Source organism: Brenneria roseae subsp. americana (assembly GCF_003115815.1).
GTDB lineage: Bacteria > Pseudomonadota > Gammaproteobacteria > Enterobacterales > Enterobacteriaceae > Brenneria > Brenneria roseae.
Genome location: NZ_QDKJ01000002.1, coordinates 418,776 through 433,866 on the forward strand (window position 1 = coordinate 418,776; position 15,091 = coordinate 433,866).

General features: G+C 51.1%; 15 protein-coding genes. 1 reads left to right on the plus strand and 14 read right to left on the minus strand.

Translation table 11 applies throughout. The annotated features are described in order from the left end of the window. Positions 1-18: 18 nt before the first annotated feature. From rlmH to leuS, 6 genes are all read right to left on the minus strand, one after another. Entirely contained in the window at positions 19-489 is a 471-nt protein-coding gene (rlmH, locus tag B4923_RS03840; RefSeq protein WP_109053033.1) for a 23S rRNA (pseudouridine(1915)-N(3))-methyltransferase RlmH, read from the minus strand. Position 490: 1 nt separating this feature from the next. Beyond that, positions 491-808 (minus strand): ribosome silencing factor, encoded by a 318-nt coding sequence (gene rsfS, locus B4923_RS03845; protein ID WP_109053069.1) that lies wholly within the window; start codon positions 806-808, stop codon positions 491-493. 205 nt (positions 809-1,013) lie between these two features. Continuing rightward, positions 1,014-1,670 (minus strand): nicotinate-nucleotide adenylyltransferase, encoded by a 657-nt coding sequence (nadD, locus tag B4923_RS03850; protein ID WP_109053034.1) that lies wholly within the window; start codon positions 1,668-1,670, stop codon positions 1,014-1,016. Positions 1,671-1,793: 123 nt separating this feature from the next. Continuing rightward, positions 1,794-2,831 carry a DNA polymerase III subunit delta gene (gene holA, locus B4923_RS03855; RefSeq protein ID WP_109053035.1) on the minus strand — a complete coding sequence of 346 codons (1,038 nt, stop codon included), beginning with the start codon at positions 2,829-2,831 and terminating at the stop codon, positions 1,794-1,796. Continuing rightward, complete coding sequence (gene lptE, locus B4923_RS03860; RefSeq protein ID WP_109053036.1) at positions 2,828-3,382, minus strand: LPS assembly lipoprotein LptE; 555 nt, start codon at positions 3,380-3,382, stop codon at positions 2,828-2,830. The genes holA and lptE overlap by 4 nt, the downstream gene beginning before the upstream one ends. Positions 3,383-3,396: 14 nt before the next feature. Beyond that, on the minus strand, positions 3,397-5,979 hold the full coding sequence (leuS, locus tag B4923_RS03865; protein WP_109053037.1) for a leucine--tRNA ligase: 2,583 nt from the start codon (positions 5,977-5,979) through the stop codon (positions 3,397-3,399). A 310-nt stretch (positions 5,980-6,289) separates the two neighbouring features. Here leuS and B4923_RS03870 point away from each other — a divergent pair, with 310 nt between their 5' ends. Continuing rightward, positions 6,290-6,772, plus strand: coding sequence for a zinc ribbon-containing protein (locus B4923_RS03870; RefSeq protein ID WP_109053038.1), 483 nt, complete (start codon positions 6,290-6,292; stop codon positions 6,770-6,772). Between the two features lie 69 nt (positions 6,773-6,841). On the opposite strand, the gene B4923_RS03875 is transcribed toward B4923_RS03870, so the two are convergent. The 8 genes from B4923_RS03875 to B4923_RS03910 all read right to left on the minus strand — a co-directional run bounded on the left by B4923_RS03875 (position 6,842) and on the right by B4923_RS03910 (position 14,791). Then, positions 6,842-7,567, minus strand: a complete 726-nt coding sequence (locus B4923_RS03875) for an amino acid ABC transporter ATP-binding protein (protein WP_109053039.1) — start codon at positions 7,565-7,567, stop codon at positions 6,842-6,844. Further along, positions 7,567-8,241, minus strand: coding sequence for a glutamate/aspartate ABC transporter permease GltK (gene gltK, locus B4923_RS03880; protein WP_109053040.1), 675 nt, complete (start codon positions 8,239-8,241; stop codon positions 7,567-7,569). Before gltK ends, B4923_RS03875 begins: the two co-directional genes overlap by 1 nt. 3 nt (positions 8,242-8,244) lie before the next feature. Continuing rightward, positions 8,245-8,985: an amino acid ABC transporter permease gene (locus B4923_RS03885; protein WP_109053041.1), complete on the minus strand. Its 741-nt coding sequence runs from the start codon at positions 8,983-8,985 to the stop codon at positions 8,245-8,247. Positions 8,986-9,334: 349 nt separating this feature from the next. Then, positions 9,335-10,231, minus strand: a complete 897-nt coding sequence (locus B4923_RS03890; protein WP_109053042.1) for an amino acid ABC transporter substrate-binding protein — start codon at positions 10,229-10,231, stop codon at positions 9,335-9,337. A gap of 528 nt (positions 10,232-10,759) precedes the next feature. Next, complete coding sequence (lnt, locus tag B4923_RS03895) at positions 10,760-12,289, minus strand: apolipoprotein N-acyltransferase (RefSeq protein ID WP_109053043.1); 1,530 nt, start codon at positions 12,287-12,289, stop codon at positions 10,760-10,762. 7 nt (positions 12,290-12,296) lie between these two features. Further along, the gene (gene corC / locus B4923_RS03900) at positions 12,297-13,175 is read right to left on the minus strand and encodes a CNNM family magnesium/cobalt transport protein CorC (protein ID WP_109053044.1); all 879 of its coding nucleotides are present in this window, start codon (positions 13,173-13,175) and stop codon (positions 12,297-12,299) included. Between the two features lie 105 nt (positions 13,176-13,280). Beyond that, on the minus strand, positions 13,281-13,760 hold the full coding sequence (ybeY, locus tag B4923_RS03905; protein WP_109053045.1) for an rRNA maturation RNase YbeY: 480 nt from the start codon (positions 13,758-13,760) through the stop codon (positions 13,281-13,283). Beyond that, a complete protein-coding gene (locus B4923_RS03910; protein ID WP_425428584.1) occupies positions 13,757-14,791 on the minus strand; it encodes a PhoH family protein in 1,035 nt (344 codons plus the stop codon). Before B4923_RS03910 ends, ybeY begins: the two co-directional genes overlap by 4 nt. Positions 14,792-15,091: the final 300 nt, after the last annotated feature.

Genomic DNA, 15,091 nt, shown 5'->3' on the forward strand with positions numbered 1-15,091 from the left:
GTGTTTCATCGTATCGCCTTACTCCCGATGGTAAGGATGATTAGTGGTAATACTCCAGGCCCGGTACAAGCTTTCCGCAACCAGTACACGCACCAGCGGATGAGGCAGAGTTAACGGCGAGAGCGACCAGCTTTGCTCTGCGGCGGCTTTACATTCAGGCGCCAGCCCTTCCGGACCGCCGATAAGCAGGCTGACGTCGCGTCCATCCTGTTTCCAGCGCTCCAACTGCTGCGCCAACTGAGGGGTTTCCCATGGCGTACCGGGAATATCGAGCGTTACAATACGATTACCTTTACCCACGGCAGCCAGCATTTGCTCGCCTTCCCGTTCAAGAATGCGCTTGATATCGGCATTCTTTCCCCGTTTACCCGCAGGGATCTCGATGAGCTCGAACGGCATATCTTTGGGGAAGCGGCGCAGGTAATCCATAAAACCGATCTGCACCCAGTCAGGCATTTTGGTGCCAACGGCAACCAGTTGCAGTCTCATACTAGCCCCACAGTTTTTCCAGTTCGTATAACTGGCGGCTTTCTTCTTGCATCACATGCACAATAACATCACCCAGATCGACAACGACCCAGTCGGAAACATTTTCGCCTTCCACGCCAAATGGAATCAATCCGGCAGCCCGTGAAGACTGAACCACATGGTCGGCAATAGAAGCGACGTGGCGGGTGGATGTCCCGGTGCAGATGACCATATAGTCGGTGATGCTGGATTTACCCTGTACATTTAAGGTCACGATATCCTGACCTTTTAAATCGTCTATCTTGTCAATTACGAATTCTTGGAGTGCTTGACCTTGCAAAGGTTCCCCCTCGGTTGCCGACATCCGATATTGATGGATGACTTATGGCACTGAAATAGTATGGAAAGACCGTTTTGGGCCGCCTAATCGCAGAGAATTATCGGTTTTTCCTGTGATTGAAACCAGCGGCGGAGTATATCACGCACTTCTGGCGAGTGGTATAAAGCCCGCCGGCTATGGAACCCGAATCGTGCAAAAACGTCGGTTACCGATATAGCCCGTGTTCATCGATATAACGAAGTACGGAAGGCGGTAGCCAATCGTGGCAATCGAGACCCGCCTGACGCCGTTGCCGTATTTCCGTTGCTGAAATAGTAACCAATGGCGTGTCGGCTAGAAAGATCCGTCCGTGCGTTTGTTGGTGCAGCAACTGTGGGTCTTTTATGAGATGGGATTCCAGCCATTGCTGAAGTTCGGGCGTGGAAAGCGTCGAGCGATAGCCGGGGCGCGCGCAGACCAGCAGATGGCAGACGCTGAGAATATCCTGCCAGCGGTGCCATTGATGCAGCGTCAGCAGCGAATCCTGTCCGATAATAAATGCCAGCGGGGCGTCCATCCCTTTCTCTGTGCGCAGGGCCTCTAACGTATCGATGGTATAGGACGGTTTCTGACGCTGTAATTCCCGGTCATCAACGGTAAACAGCGCATTATCCTCCGACACCAGCTGAACCATGCGCAGCCGTTGTTGCGGGCTGGCTTCGGGCTGCGGGCGATGTGGTGGAACATTGTTAGGGAGTAAAACGATCTGGCTTAATCCAACAATGCTTGCCAGCGCGGTTACGGGGGTCAGGTGCCCGTAGTGAATAGGATCGAAAGTCCCGCCAAAAAATGCGGTCAGCGGAGCGTGTTCTGCTTTTTTCATCACATCAGGCTCAGACGTTGTTATCAAATCAGATGGCGTGGTCAAACTGGCTAACCTCTGGCTGGTATGATGGTTATCTATGAAGCGCCGGGATCCCGGTATAGGCATCTCTGGTAAACAGGATTATGCGATCGGCAACATCAGGCTTTCCGGCAGGTTTTTGCCGCATAGTATCATGGCTAGCGTTTCCAACTCTGTCCATACCGACTGACCATAGTTCTGCTTTAGTGTAATTTCCAGTTGCGCCAGCAAACGGATTGCCTGCTGTAACTGTTGCAACGTCAATCGCTGTAGGGCCTGCGTTAAGAGATCCCGGCGGTTCTGCCAGACTTTATGCTGGTCAAATAAGCTGCGCAGCGGCGCTTTCGCCATCTGCCGTTTCAACGTCAATAACAGAAGCAGTTCACGTTGCAGGGTCCGCAAAAGAATAACGGGCTCGCAGTCTTCCTGACGGAGCTGATGCAATATGTGCAGGGCGCGTTTGCCCTTGCCCGCCAGCAACGCATCCAGCCAGTGGAAAGGGGTAAAATGGGCGGCGTCGCTGACAGCCTCTTCCACGCGGGGCAGCGTGAGCTTGCCATCCGGATAGAGTAAGGCCAGACGCTCCAGCGCCTGTGATAGAGCAAGCAAATTTCCCTCGTAGCAATAACAAATCAGCTGACTGGCCGGTTCGTCCAGTTCCAGCTTCAGGGATTTTGCGCGCTGGGCAACCCAACGGGGCAGCTGCGCTTGCTCGGGAGTCAGGCAGTTAACGTACACGCTGTTTTTCGATAACGCTTTGAACCAGGCGCTGTTTTCCTGCGCTTTGGTCAGCTTGTGGCCGCGCAGCATCAGTAGAATATCCGGGTGCAATAATTCAGACAGCTTGACCAGGTTTTCAGCCATGGCGGCATTCGGCCCATTTTCTGGCAGGATGAGTAACAGCGTCTGGCGGGATGCGAACAGGCTGAGCGCCTGACAGGTGCTGAAAATGGCGTCCCAGTCGGTGTGAATATCCAGTGAAAAGCTAAAGTGCTCGCTGAATTCCTGTTGCTGAGCGGCGCGTCGGATGCTATCCAGACTCTCTTGCAGGAGAAGCGGTTCTGTACCGAAGATCAGATAACAGGCGCGCAGCCCCTCATGGAGTTGCGCGGCGAGTTGTTCCGGGTAGAGTCGAATCATGAGCTAACGGGGGAGGTGACAGAAGCAGCCTGTTGCTGCCTGTTTTTGACTTCCTGACTGCCGTTGATGGTCAGTAATTTACGCACCAACTGTTGAGCCGCCTGCGTACGCATTTCCTGGCGCACAATATCCTGCTCGGCATCTTTGGCCAGCGCGGTCAACGGGTTGTCAAAAAACGTGCGGAACACCGTCACACTGAGCGGATAAATGTCTTCACCCGGCATCAGCACCTGGGCACGCAGCGTCAGTACCATCTGGTACTCAGCGGTTTTGCCGTCCTGAAAAATTGAAACGGTATCTTTTGTTTCAGATGCGCTCAGGATACGCAGGGAAGGAATATCCTGCCGCGTCGCATCGTCAACGATTGTTACGTCGCTGAGGCGTAGCTGTTCACGCACCGAACGGGTCATCGGGCCATAGGGATCGCTACTGTCCAGCACCAGTGTCTGTAGCTGCGCGGGCACTTGTGTCGTACCGCGCAGATGAAAACCGCAGCCAGCGGTGATTAACACCGCCAGCCCCAGCAACAACGTGAATAAACGATGTCGCACAGTTCCTCCTTGCCTTAACCCACAACCAGGTTAAGCAGTTTGCCAGGGACATAAATCACTTTACGTACAGTGACGCCGTCCAGGTATTTCGCTACCAGTGGTTCCTGAGCAGCGCGTTCACGAACCTGATCTTCACCGGCGTCAGCCGCAACGGTGATTTTACCACGGACTTTTCCGTTCACCTGAACGACGACCAGTTTGGAGTCTTCCACCATTGCCTGTTCGTCCGCCACCGGCCACGGCGCCGTATCAATATCGCCTTCGCCCTGCAATGCCTGCCACAGTACAAAGCAGACATGTGGTGTGAACGGATACAGCATCCGAACAACGGCCAGCAAGGCTTCCTGGGTCAGGGCGCGATCCTGATCGCTATCTTGCGGCGCTTTGGCGAGTTTGTTCATCAGTTCCATGATGGCGGCGATCGCAGTATTGAAAGTCTGGCGACGACCGATATCATCCGTCACTTTGGCGATGGTTTTATGCAGATCGCGACGCAGTGATTTCTGATCTTCCGTCAGGGTAGTCACATCCAGCGGCTGGGTAGCCCCTTTCTCCGTATGATCGAAGGCCTGTTTCCAGACGCGCTTCAGGAAGCGGTTGGCGCCTTCAACGCCGGATTCTTGCCATTCCAACGTCATTTCGGCCGGTGAGGCAAACATCATAAACAGACGAACGGTATCCGCACCATATTTCTCAACCATGACCTGCGGATCGATGCCGTTGTTTTTGGACTTCGACATTTTACTCATGCCGGCGTAAATCACTTCGCGGCCTTCGTTGTCGGTCGCCTTGACGATACGGCCTTTTTCATCACGCTCGACGGTGACATCCGCAGGGGAAACCCAGATGCGTTCGCCATTAGCGCCCGCGTAGTAGAAGGCGTCCGCCAGTACCATACCTTGACACAGCAGGCGCTTAGCCGGTTCGTCGGAGGTTACCAGACCCGCATCACGCATCAACTTGTGGAAGAAGCGGAAATACATCAGGTGCATGATGGCATGTTCAATACCACCGACGTATTGGTCAACGGGAAGCCAGTAGTTAGCCGCAGCCGGATCCAGCATCCCCTGATCGTACTGTGGACAGGTGTAACGCGCGTAGTACCAGGAAGACTCCATAAAGGTGTCGAAGGTATCGGTTTCACGCAGCGCTGGCTGACCATTCACGGTGGTTTTGGCCCACTCCGGGTTGGATTTCAATGGGCTGGTGATACCGTCCATAACCACATCTTCCGGCAGCACGACCGGTAATTGATCTTCCGGCGTTGGGATAACGGTGCCATCTTCCAGCGTCACCATCGGGATGGGCGCGCCCCAGTAGCGCTGGCGGGAAACGCCCCAATCACGCAGACGATAGTTAACTTTACGCTCGCCAATCCCTAATGAAACCAGTTTGTCGGCAATCGCGTTGAAGGCCGCTTCAAAATCCAGACCGTCAAATTCACCAGAGTTAAACAAACGACCCTTTTCCGTCATCGCCTGCGCGGACAGATCCGGTTCGCTGCCGTCACTGTTCAGAATGACCGGTTTGATTAACAGATTATATTTGTTGGCAAATTCCCAGTCGCGCTGGTCATGGCCGGGAACGGCCATCACGGCGCCGGTGCCGTAATCCATCAGAACAAAGTTTGCCGCCCAGATCGCGACTTTCTCGCCGTTAAGCGGATGAATGGCATACAGGCCGGTGGCCATACCTTTTTTCTCCATCGTCGCCATATCGGCTTCCGCCACTTTGGTATTACGGCATTCGGCAATGAAGTTGGCCAACGCGGGGTTGTTCGCCGAAGCTTGCAGCGCCAGAGGGTGGCCGGCGGCAACGGCAACGTATGTCACGCCCATGAAGGTATCGGGGCGCGTCGTATAGACGCTCAGCTTCTCTTGGCTATCGGCTACGTCGAAGGTGATTTCCACGCCTTCAGAACGGCCAATCCAGTTGCGCTGCATGGTTTTGACTTGTTCAGGCCAGCTTTCCAGCGTATCCAGATCGTTCAGCAACTGATCGGCATAGTCGGTAATTTTGATGAACCATTGAGGGATTTCTTTGCGTTCGACTTTGGTGTCGCAACGCCAGCAACAACCGTCAATCACCTGTTCATTCGCCAGAACCGTCTGATCGTTCGGGCACCAGTTCACGGCGGAGGTTTTTTTATAAACCAGACCTTTTTCGTACAGTTTGGTGAAGAACCACTGTTCCCAACGGTAATAGTCAGGCTTACAGGTAGCGACTTCACGATCCCAGTCGTAGCCGAAACCCAGCAATTTCAGCTGGTTTTTCATGTATTCAATATTGGCGTAAGTCCACGGTGCCGGCGCGGTGTTGTTTTTAACAGCGGCGCCTTCAGCCGGCAGACCAAAGGCATCCCAGCCAATCGGTTGCAGGACGTTTTTACCCAGCATGCGCTGATAACGAGAAATCACATCGCCAATCGTATAGTTACGAACGTGTCCCATGTGTAGACGGCCAGAAGGGTAGGGCAGCATGGAAAGGCAGTAGTATTTTTCCTTGCCAGGTTCTTCGGTCACTTTGAATGTCTGCGTCTCTTGCCAGTGAAGCTGGACGTGCGCTTCTATCTCTTCTGGGCGGTATTGCTCTTGCATGGCTGCCAGGGGTCCTATTTAGTGAAGAATAGCTACGCCAGTAGCGTACTCTGATTCATAACAACAGATCCGCATAGCATAGCTGATAAGCGACAGGGGCAACAACACCCTGTATCCGCCTGGGGAAGATTTCTACGCTTTCTGCTGAAAGTGCGGAGAAATTGAGCAAATATGCGCCCCGTCACCCGTGTTGAAGAAAAAATAGTCTAAAATAGAGGGAGATAGGGGGGAGATTGGCCTGGAGTGGCGTGACTCAGACGTTGAAAATCCATAATTTATCGCGTTTCAATCAGACGATTCAGGAGGAAGCATGAACAAAGTAGCCCGCTATTATCGCGAGTTAATGGCTTCAGTGACAGCACGGCTGAATAATGGGGAACGGGATATTGATGAATTGGTGCAAAGTGCCCGCAAGACGTTGCAGGAAAGTTCTGAACTGACGCAAAAAGAAATCGAGCAGGTTATTCAGGCGGTTCAACGGGATTTGGGCGAGTTTGCGCTCAGCTACAGTGAAAGTCAGGAGGAGTTTGCCGACAGCGTGTTTATGCGGGTCATTAAAGAGAGCCTGTGGCAAGAGTTGGTGGACATTACGGATAAAACCCAGTTGGAGTGGCATCAGATCTTCAAGGATGTAAACAATCACGGTGTTTACCACAGCGGTGAAGTCGTGGGGCTGGGGAATCTGGTTTGCGAGAAATGCCATCACCATATTGCGTTTTATACGCCGGAGATTCTGCCGCTCTGTCCAAAATGCTCACACGATCTGTTTCATCGACAACCATTTCAGCCATAACAATCTGATCGATCGTGAAAACATAAAAATAAGAAAGCGCGCCATAAGGCACGCTTTCCGTTCTCTATATCAGTGCAGGATTTTTGCCAGAAAGTCTTTTGCGCGTTCAGACTTCGGATTATTGAAGAAGTCGTCTTTGGGGGTATCTTCAATAATTTTGCCTTCATCCATGAAAATGACCCGATGCGCTACCTTACGGGCAAAGCCCATTTCGTGCGTCACGACCATCATGGTCATTCCTTCCTGAGCCAGTTCAACCATAACATCCAGCACTTCATTGATCATTTCCGGATCGAGCGCGGAGGTCGGTTCGTCAAACAGCATGGCAACCGGGTCCATACATAACGCACGCGCAATGGCGACACGCTGCTGCTGTCCACCGGAAAGTTGTCCCGGATACTTATTGGCATGCGCCGAGAGACCGACACGCTCCAGCAGTTTTTGAGCCTTGACCTTTGACTCTTCGCGATTACGCTTCAGCACTTTTACCTGTGCCAGCGTCAAATTATCGATAATGGAGAGGTGCGGGAACAGCTCAAAATGCTGGAACACCATTCCCACTTTGGAACGCAGCTGAGCCAGATTGGTTTTCTTGTTGTTAACAACGATACCGTTGACTTCAATTTCACCTTTCTGAATAGGTTCCAGACCATTAACGGTTTTGATCAAGGTTGACTTACCGGAACCGGAAGGCCCGCAGACGACCACTACCTCACCCTTTTTAACTTCTGTGGAGCAGTCGGTTAGCACCTGAAATTGACCATACCATTTAGAAATATTTTTCAGGAAAATCATCAAACCGTCCTTTTTTTCAGGTAACTGACCAGCATTGATGCAGAAATGCTGAAAATAAAATAAATGAAACCGGCAAACAGGATCATTTCAACTTGTGTACCGTCACGCTCGCCAATCGTGGAAGCGGTGCGGAAGAAATCAGCGAGGCTGAGTACATAAACCAGCGACGTATCCTGGAACAATACAATACCCTGCGTCAGCAGCAATGGCACCATGGCGCGGAATGCCTGTGGCAGGATGACCAGTTTCATTGATTGCCAGTGGGTCATGCCAAGAGCCAATGCGGCGGATGACTGACCGCGGGACACGCTGAGTATGCCTGCGCGGATAATTTCAGAATAATATGCCGCTTCGAATAATGAAAAGGCTACCATAGCCGAGATCAGGCGAATATCGGTTTTCGGTGAAAGGCCAAGCACATTTTGTAATAAGCTAGGCACAACCAAATAAAACCACAGCAATACCATAACCAATGGTACGGAGCGGAACAGGTTCACATATAGTTTGGCGAACCAGCTGACCGGTTTTATCGGCGACAGACGCATGACCGCCAGAATAGTGCCCCAGATAATCCCGAACACCACCGCAGTGATGGTTATTTTAAGTGTGATCACCATTCCCTGCAGCAGGTAAGGCAGGCTCGGCCCGATTGAGCTCCAGTCAAATTCATGCATTATTTATTTGCTCCCCATATTGCCCGGCAAACGGGTTTTCTGTTCAACCACCTGCATGATTAGCATGATGACGGCATTAATGCCGATGTAGGCCAACGTTATGGCTGTGAACGATTCATAGGCATGAGCGGAATAATCCAGCAGTTTCCCTGCCTGTGCAGCCATATCGACCAGCCCGATAGTGGAGGCGATAGCCGAGTTTTTCACCAGATTCAGCATTTCAGATGTAAGCGGTGGAATGACAATACGGTAAGCGTTAGGCAGCAGGACATAGCGATAGGTTTGTGACAACGTCAGGCCCATCGCCAGTCCGGCAGCCTTCTGACCGCGTGGCAATGACTGGATACCCGCACGGATTTGTTCACATACGCGGGCTGCGGTAAACAGGCCCAGACAAACCATGGATGACAGGAAAAACTGGATGTTGGGGTCCAGTTCAGCTTTAAACCACATGCCTATCCGTTCAGGCAGAAGTTCAGGCACCACCAGATACCAGGTAAAGAACTGTACGATCAGCGGTACGTTACGGAATAACTCGACATAGCAGGCACCAATTCCCGCAATAAAACGATTGGGGACGGTACGTAAGATACCCAGAAGAGAACCCAGTAGAAATGCGATGATCCAGGCACAAATAGACAGTGTGACCGTGACTTGCAGGCCGGATATAATCCACCCGAGGTAGGTGGTATTTCCGAATGGGGCGGCTTGCAGGAAGATACCCCAGTTCCAATCTATTGACATAACAAACTCCGGTAAAAAAAGGGTAGCGAGGCTACCCTGAAGATTGATGAGCGGCGGTATCCCCATCATCTTTCAGGTTGCAGCTGTGTTGGCTTTTCTTACGCCCCAGTCACTTAATTATCCAAGTTCCCGGGGATTAATGAGAGACATCCTGTTTCTCACCGAAGGCCAGCCATTGACTGGTCAAATTCGCTCCCGACGAATTTGTCCCGCGGTTGCCGCCCTGCTGCAACTCGAAATCTGTTGAGTATTAAATATGCGATGGGGAACGACCATCGCATATCCGTCTGTCCTGCCACGAATCAGCAATCATAGGGCAGAGCGAACTGCCCTTATTGTCATTATTAATTTAGTTTAAAGCCTTGTCATTCGGCGCGCTGAACAGCGCTTTCATTTCGTCAGAAAGTGAGAAGTTCAGATTGAGATCTCTGGGAGGAATGGGCTGTTTGAACCAGCGATCAAACCATTTTTCTGCTTCGCCGGAGGTCTGGACTTCGGCAATGGTGTCATCAACCAGTTTTTTGAACTGCGGATCGTCTTTACGCAACATACAACCGTAGGCTTCTTCAGATTGTGCTGTGCCGACGATATCCCATTGATCGGCATCTTTCGCTTTAGCACGTTCACCCGCCAGCAGTGCATCATCCATCATAAAGGCGACAGCACGACCGCTTTCAAGAGTACGGAAAGAGTCGCCGTGGTCTTTAGCACTGATGATACGCATCTTCATCTGTTTTTCTTCATTCAGCTTGTTCAGCAGAATTTCAGATGTTGTACCCGAGGTTACCACCACGGTTTTACCCGCCAGATCCGGGAAGTCTTTAATACCGGAATTTTTCTTCGTTAACAGACGAGTACCGACCACAAAAATGGTATTCGAGAATGCCGCTTGTTTTTGACGCTCAAGGTTGTTGGTGGTTGAACCACATTCCAGATCAAATGTGCCATTTTGCAACAGCGGAATACGGTTCTGGGAAGTAATCGGCAGCAGTTTCACCTGCAGATCCGGTGCATCCAGTTTTTTCTTAACGGCTTCTACAATTTTGTCTGAGTAGTCCTGGGAGTAACCGACAACTTTCTGCTGATTATCGTAGTAAGAAAAAGGGACCGATGATTCACGGTGACCGATGACGATAACGCCATTATCTTTTACTTTTTTCAGAGTGCCAGCCAGATCCTCAGCTTGAGCAAGGCTGACCGTGGTGCCAAGCAGAAGCAGTGATAGTGCCAGTTTACGCATTTGCATGTTCTAACTCCTTTGCTGTAGTTATAGATCTAAAGCTATGGCGCTGTAATTGTCGATCTAAAGTTGTGTCGCTAACACGGATAACGTTTTGATACTTCTGCGGCACAGAAGCCATGCACCGCTAAAGAGCGAAGTAACTACGTATACTGTTAAAAAATAGCTGATTGTAAATAGATTGAGATGGAAATGTTTGTTTTTTGCGAGACTCACCGCACCAAATAACGGCATTAAACTCGAATGGCACTATTTTGGTGCAGCTATTGCCCCAGATTTGTGCTTTTTCAGAGGCGAGCCTGCTAAAAAACGTTGAAACAACCCTTTACAAGATAGTAACAGGCAAATACCGTGCCAGATATGTTAGTGACTCAATACGCGCTGTCGATTTTCTGTTCAATATTGCTACATCATCGCTACATCTGAAGCCAGGGTTTTCGGATGATGCTGCGGTGGTCGATTACGGCGATAAAAGGAGGCATCAGAGGGAGAAGGCACGCAGTTGCATGCCTTCATCGGGGCAAAAGAATGCAATCAGCGGCGGCGCAGGCTGAAAACAACAGCCGCAAAACCAGTAAGTAGCGTGATGATCCACAGCGGCCAGCCGCCAAAGCGGGCATAGGGCGTTAACCCACGTGATGGGATGATCTGTGTATCTAATACGGCGCGCGTAAATTGTGGCAGACTGGCGCTGATTTCGCCGTCAGGCGCAATGACCGCCGTAACACCATTATTGGTGCTGCGAACCAGAGGACGTCCCAACTCCAGCGCGCGCATCCGCGCCATCTGGAAGTGCTGCCATGGCCCGATGGAGTGGCCGAACCAGGCGTCGTTTGAGATGGTTAACAGCATGTCAGTATCTTCGCGGAAATTATCGCGTAGTTGCTGGCCCAGAATAATTTCATAACAAATGGCCGCGTTAAGTTTAAAACCATTAACGTTCAACTGCGGCTGGATGTAGTTGCCGCGGCTGAATGAGGACATCGGTAAATCGAACAGCGGGGCCAGCGGACGTAATAACGTTTCCAGCGGAACGAATTCACCAAATGGCACCAGATGATTCTTGTTATAGCGATTGCTGGTAGGGTAGTGATAGGGCAGTTTATCGCCCAGTACGATAATACTGTTGTAATAATCAAGCTCGCTGCCGTTACGGCGCATGTCCACAATACCCGTGATAAGACTGCTATTGTGGCTGCGCAACAGACTATCGACCTGAGCCAGATAAGCGCTCTGACGGCTTTCAACATCGGGGATCGCTGATTCCGGCCAGATGATAATCGGTGCTTTATCCATGTAAGGCAGGCTGTTATTCAGATAAATATTCAGCGTATTCAGCAGCTGATCCGGATCCCATTTGAGAGACTGAGGAATATCTCCTTGCACCAGCGCGACATTGACCGCTCGTTCAGGCAGGAGGTTAAACCATTGGATATTACGCAATGGCCACGGCAAGGCCAACAGGACTAGCGCGATAACGGCGGGAGTGATTTTTCGCTGGCATAGCGCCAGAACGGCGAAGCCGCTGATGCTCATCAGCATAAAGGTAATGGCATCAACGCCAAGAATAGGCGCAATTCCCTTCAGCGGGCCATTAATCTGGCTATAGCCAAACTGTAGCCATGGAAACCCGCTGAGCACCCAGCCGCGCAGAAACTCGGTTAACTGCCATAATACCGGCGCGGCAAGGGCAAGCCGCCACCAGTTGGTTTTCGGCCACAGGCGGGCAATGATTGCGGAAAATAGCAGTGGATAGAGCGCCAGATAGGCCGATAGCAGCACGACAAGGGCAATATTGATCGGCCCCGGCATGCCACCAAACTGAGAGATACTGACATATACCCAGTTGATGCCGCTGCCAAACAGGCCAAATCCCCAGGCAAATCCAATCCAGGCAGACTGGCGAACCGTGCGGTTCAGCGTCAGAGCTTGCAGCCCGATTAATGAAACCAGCGCAGCAGGCCAGAAATCAAAGGGAGAAAATGCCAGCGTACCAAAGGCGCCAGACAAAAACGCCAGCGGGATACGAACCTGCTGACGTTGCAGTAAAGAAGCGTAAGCCATTGCTTATTTAGTCTTCCAATTGCGGTTGAGGGGCATTGTCAGGAATTCTGACGTGAACCTGAATAATACGTCGGCTATCGGCCATCGCAACTTTAAACAGGTAACCTTCGATGTCGATAGTTTCACCGCGAGCGGGCAGGTGCCCGAAGGACTGCATGATAAGGCCGCCAATGGTATCGACTTCCTCGTCGCTGAACTGAGTGCCAAAGACCTCGTTGAAGTCTTCAATGTCGGTCAGTGCCCGCACCGTATAGGTGTGGCGGTTGAGTTGGCGAATATCACGATCTTCTTCGTCGTCATATTCATCCTCAATTTCACCGACGATGAGTTCCAGAATATCTTCAATGGTGACGAGCCCGGAAACGCCGCCAAATTCGTCAATAACGATAGCCATGTGATAACGCAAAGAGCGAAACTCGTTCAGCATCCGGTCAACACGTTTGCTCTCTGGCACGACAACGGCAGAGCGCAGCACTTTATCCATACTGAAAGGTTCGGAATCGCTGCGCATAAACGGCAGTAAATCCTTGGCCATCAGAATGCCTTCAATATGGTCTTTATCTTCACTGATTACCGGAAAACGAGAGTGGGCTGATTCGATAATAACATCAAGACACTCTTCCAGAGTCTGATCGCGCTTCAGCGTAATCATTTGAGAGCGAGGGATCATGATGTCACGAACGCGCTGTTCAGCGATATCCATCACGCCTTCAAGCATATCGCGGGTTTCTGGATCGATCAGCTCGTTTTGCTCGGAATCACGGATCAGCGTCAGCAGATCGTTACGATCTTTAGGCTCGCCGTGAAAAAGCTGATTGAGAATAAGGGAAAAGAAACCCTTTTTGGGACTGGGGCTATCGCTGTTTTGAGAATGGTCGTCGCTCATGGCGTTTTAATTAAAATCACTCATATTAATGGATAATAATCAGAAGGCCTGAGCACCGCGCAAAGCCTTCTGACGTATAAAATTATAAAACAACAGAATTTCTAATTATTCGGTTAGACCGTCTTTTTCTGCAAGATAGGGATCAGCATAACCCATATTCTGCATAATCTCCGTTTCCAGCGCTTCCATTTCTTCAGCTTCGCCGTCTTCGATATGGTCATACCCTAGCAGATGCAGGCTACCATGGACAACCATATGTGCCCAGTGCTCTTCCAGCGTCTTCTGCTGCTCGGCGGCTTCCTGTTCGACAACCTGACGGCAGATGATCAAATCCCCCAGCAGAGGCAATTCGATCTCCGGCGGCGCCTCAAAGGGAAATGAAAGTACGTTGGTCGGTTTGTCTTTACCCCGGTAGGTGTAATTCAGATTATGGCTCTCTGCTTCATCGACGATGCGGATAGTCACCTCTGACACTTCCTGAAACTGGGGCAACACGCCTTCCAGCCAGCGTTGAAAATCCCGCTCATCAGGTAAGCCCTGCGTCTGTTCGCTGGCGATTTGCAAATCGAGAATGACCTGACTCATTTATGCTCCTGCGCAGACGCGACCTGCGCTTCACGTTTACGCTGTTCCGCCAGTTCATCTTTGCGTTTCTGCTCTGCGGTTTCCCAGGCTTCATACGCATTAACAATGCAGGCGACAACCGGATGCCGCACGACATCTTCGCTGTGGAAGAAGTTGAAGCTGATCTCTTCGACATCCGACAGGACTTCGATGGCATGACGCAAACCGGATTTCTGATTGCGTGGTAAATCGATCTGCGTAACGTCGCCGGTGATCACCGCTTTTGAATTAAAACCGATACGGGTCAGGAACATTTTCATCTGTTCGATGCTGGTATTCTGGCCTTCATCAAGAATGATAAAGGCGTCATTCAGGGTACGACCGCGCATATAGGCCAGCGGTGCGACTTCGATGACGTTGCGCTCAATTAATTTCTCGACGCGCTCGAAACCCAGCATTTCAAACAAAGCGTCATATAACGGACGCAGATAAGGGTCAACTTTCTGGCTCAGATCGCCGGGCAGAAAACCCAGCTTTTCACCGGCTTCAACCGCGGGACGCGTCAGCAAAATACGGCGGATTTCCTGGCGTTCCAGCGCATCAACCGCGGCGGCGACGGCCAGATAGGTTTTCCCGGTCCCAGCCGGGCCGATGCCGAAGGTGATATCATAATCGAGCACATTGGCAATGTATTGAGCCTGATTCGGCGTGCGTGGCTTGATAACGCCGCGTTTAGTCCGAATATTGATGGCTTTGCCGTAATCGGGGATGCTTTCATCTGACTGTTCCAGCACGCGTGATTCTTTGATGGCCAGATGAATTTGCTCTGGTTCGATATCACCGATGGTGCCGCGAACCGGAGCGGTATCGACATACAGACGCTGAAGAATGTCGGCGGCGGCCTGAATACACAGATCTTTGCCTACCAGTTTGAATTTATTGTCCCGACGATTAATTTCGATACCCAAACGACGCTCAAGCTGCTTGATGTTGTCGTCAAACGGGCCGCAAAGGCTGAGCAAGCGTTGGTTATCTGCGGGTTCAAGGGCCATCTCTTTTGTCGTTACGTTCAAATTATTCCTCTTGGGGTTGTTGACCCGGCCTTTAGTCGGCTGGCTCAGGGGTAATATCATCAGATCGCACCATTTATGATACGTCATATCGGGGATTATTTATCGCGAATGCCCAACGGTGCAAGTAACAATCATGATATTGGGACGCGGTTTCGCAAAACCAAATGTAATTGTGATAATTGCCAGCGTTTTTCAACGCGGCGCGGCAGCGGCTCGGGGGGCAGGAATAACCACCGTAAAAAACCACCTGCATAGCAGGTGGCATTGATTTCGCCCCAT

Coding starts and splice junctions, on each gene's coding strand:
- lnt (WP_109053043.1), bottom strand. CDS start 12,289: ATGGCTTACGCTTCTTTACTGCAACGTCAGCAGGTTCGTATCCCGCTG.
- holA (WP_109053035.1), bottom strand. CDS start 2,831: ATGATTCGACTCTACCCGGAACAACTCGCCGCGCAACTCCATGAGGGG.
- gltK (WP_109053040.1), bottom strand. CDS start 8,241: ATGCATGAATTTGACTGGAGCTCAATCGGGCCGAGCCTGCCTTACCTG.
- B4923_RS03890 (WP_109053042.1), bottom strand. CDS start 10,231: ATGCAAATGCGTAAACTGGCACTATCACTGCTTCTGCTTGGCACCACG.
- B4923_RS03885 (WP_109053041.1), bottom strand. CDS start 8,985: ATGTCAATAGATTGGAACTGGGGTATCTTCCTGCAAGCCGCCCCATTC.
- corC (WP_109053044.1), bottom strand. CDS start 13,175: ATGAGCGACGACCATTCTCAAAACAGCGATAGCCCCAGTCCCAAAAAG.
- leuS (WP_109053037.1), bottom strand. CDS start 5,979: ATGCAAGAGCAATACCGCCCAGAAGAGATAGAAGCGCACGTCCAGCTT.
- ybeY (WP_109053045.1), bottom strand. CDS start 13,760: ATGAGTCAGGTCATTCTCGATTTGCAAATCGCCAGCGAACAGACGCAG.
- rlmH (WP_109053033.1), bottom strand. CDS start 489: ATGAGACTGCAACTGGTTGCCGTTGGCACCAAAATGCCTGACTGGGTG.
- B4923_RS03875 (WP_109053039.1), bottom strand. CDS start 7,567: ATGATTTTCCTGAAAAATATTTCTAAATGGTATGGTCAATTTCAGGTG.
- B4923_RS03910 (WP_425428584.1), bottom strand. CDS start 14,791: ATGGCCCTTGAACCCGCAGATAACCAACGCTTGCTCAGCCTTTGCGGC.
- nadD (WP_109053034.1), bottom strand. CDS start 1,670: ATGAAAAAAGCAGAACACGCTCCGCTGACCGCATTTTTTGGCGGGACT.
- B4923_RS03870 (WP_109053038.1), top strand. CDS start 6,290: ATGAACAAAGTAGCCCGCTATTATCGCGAGTTAATGGCTTCAGTGACA.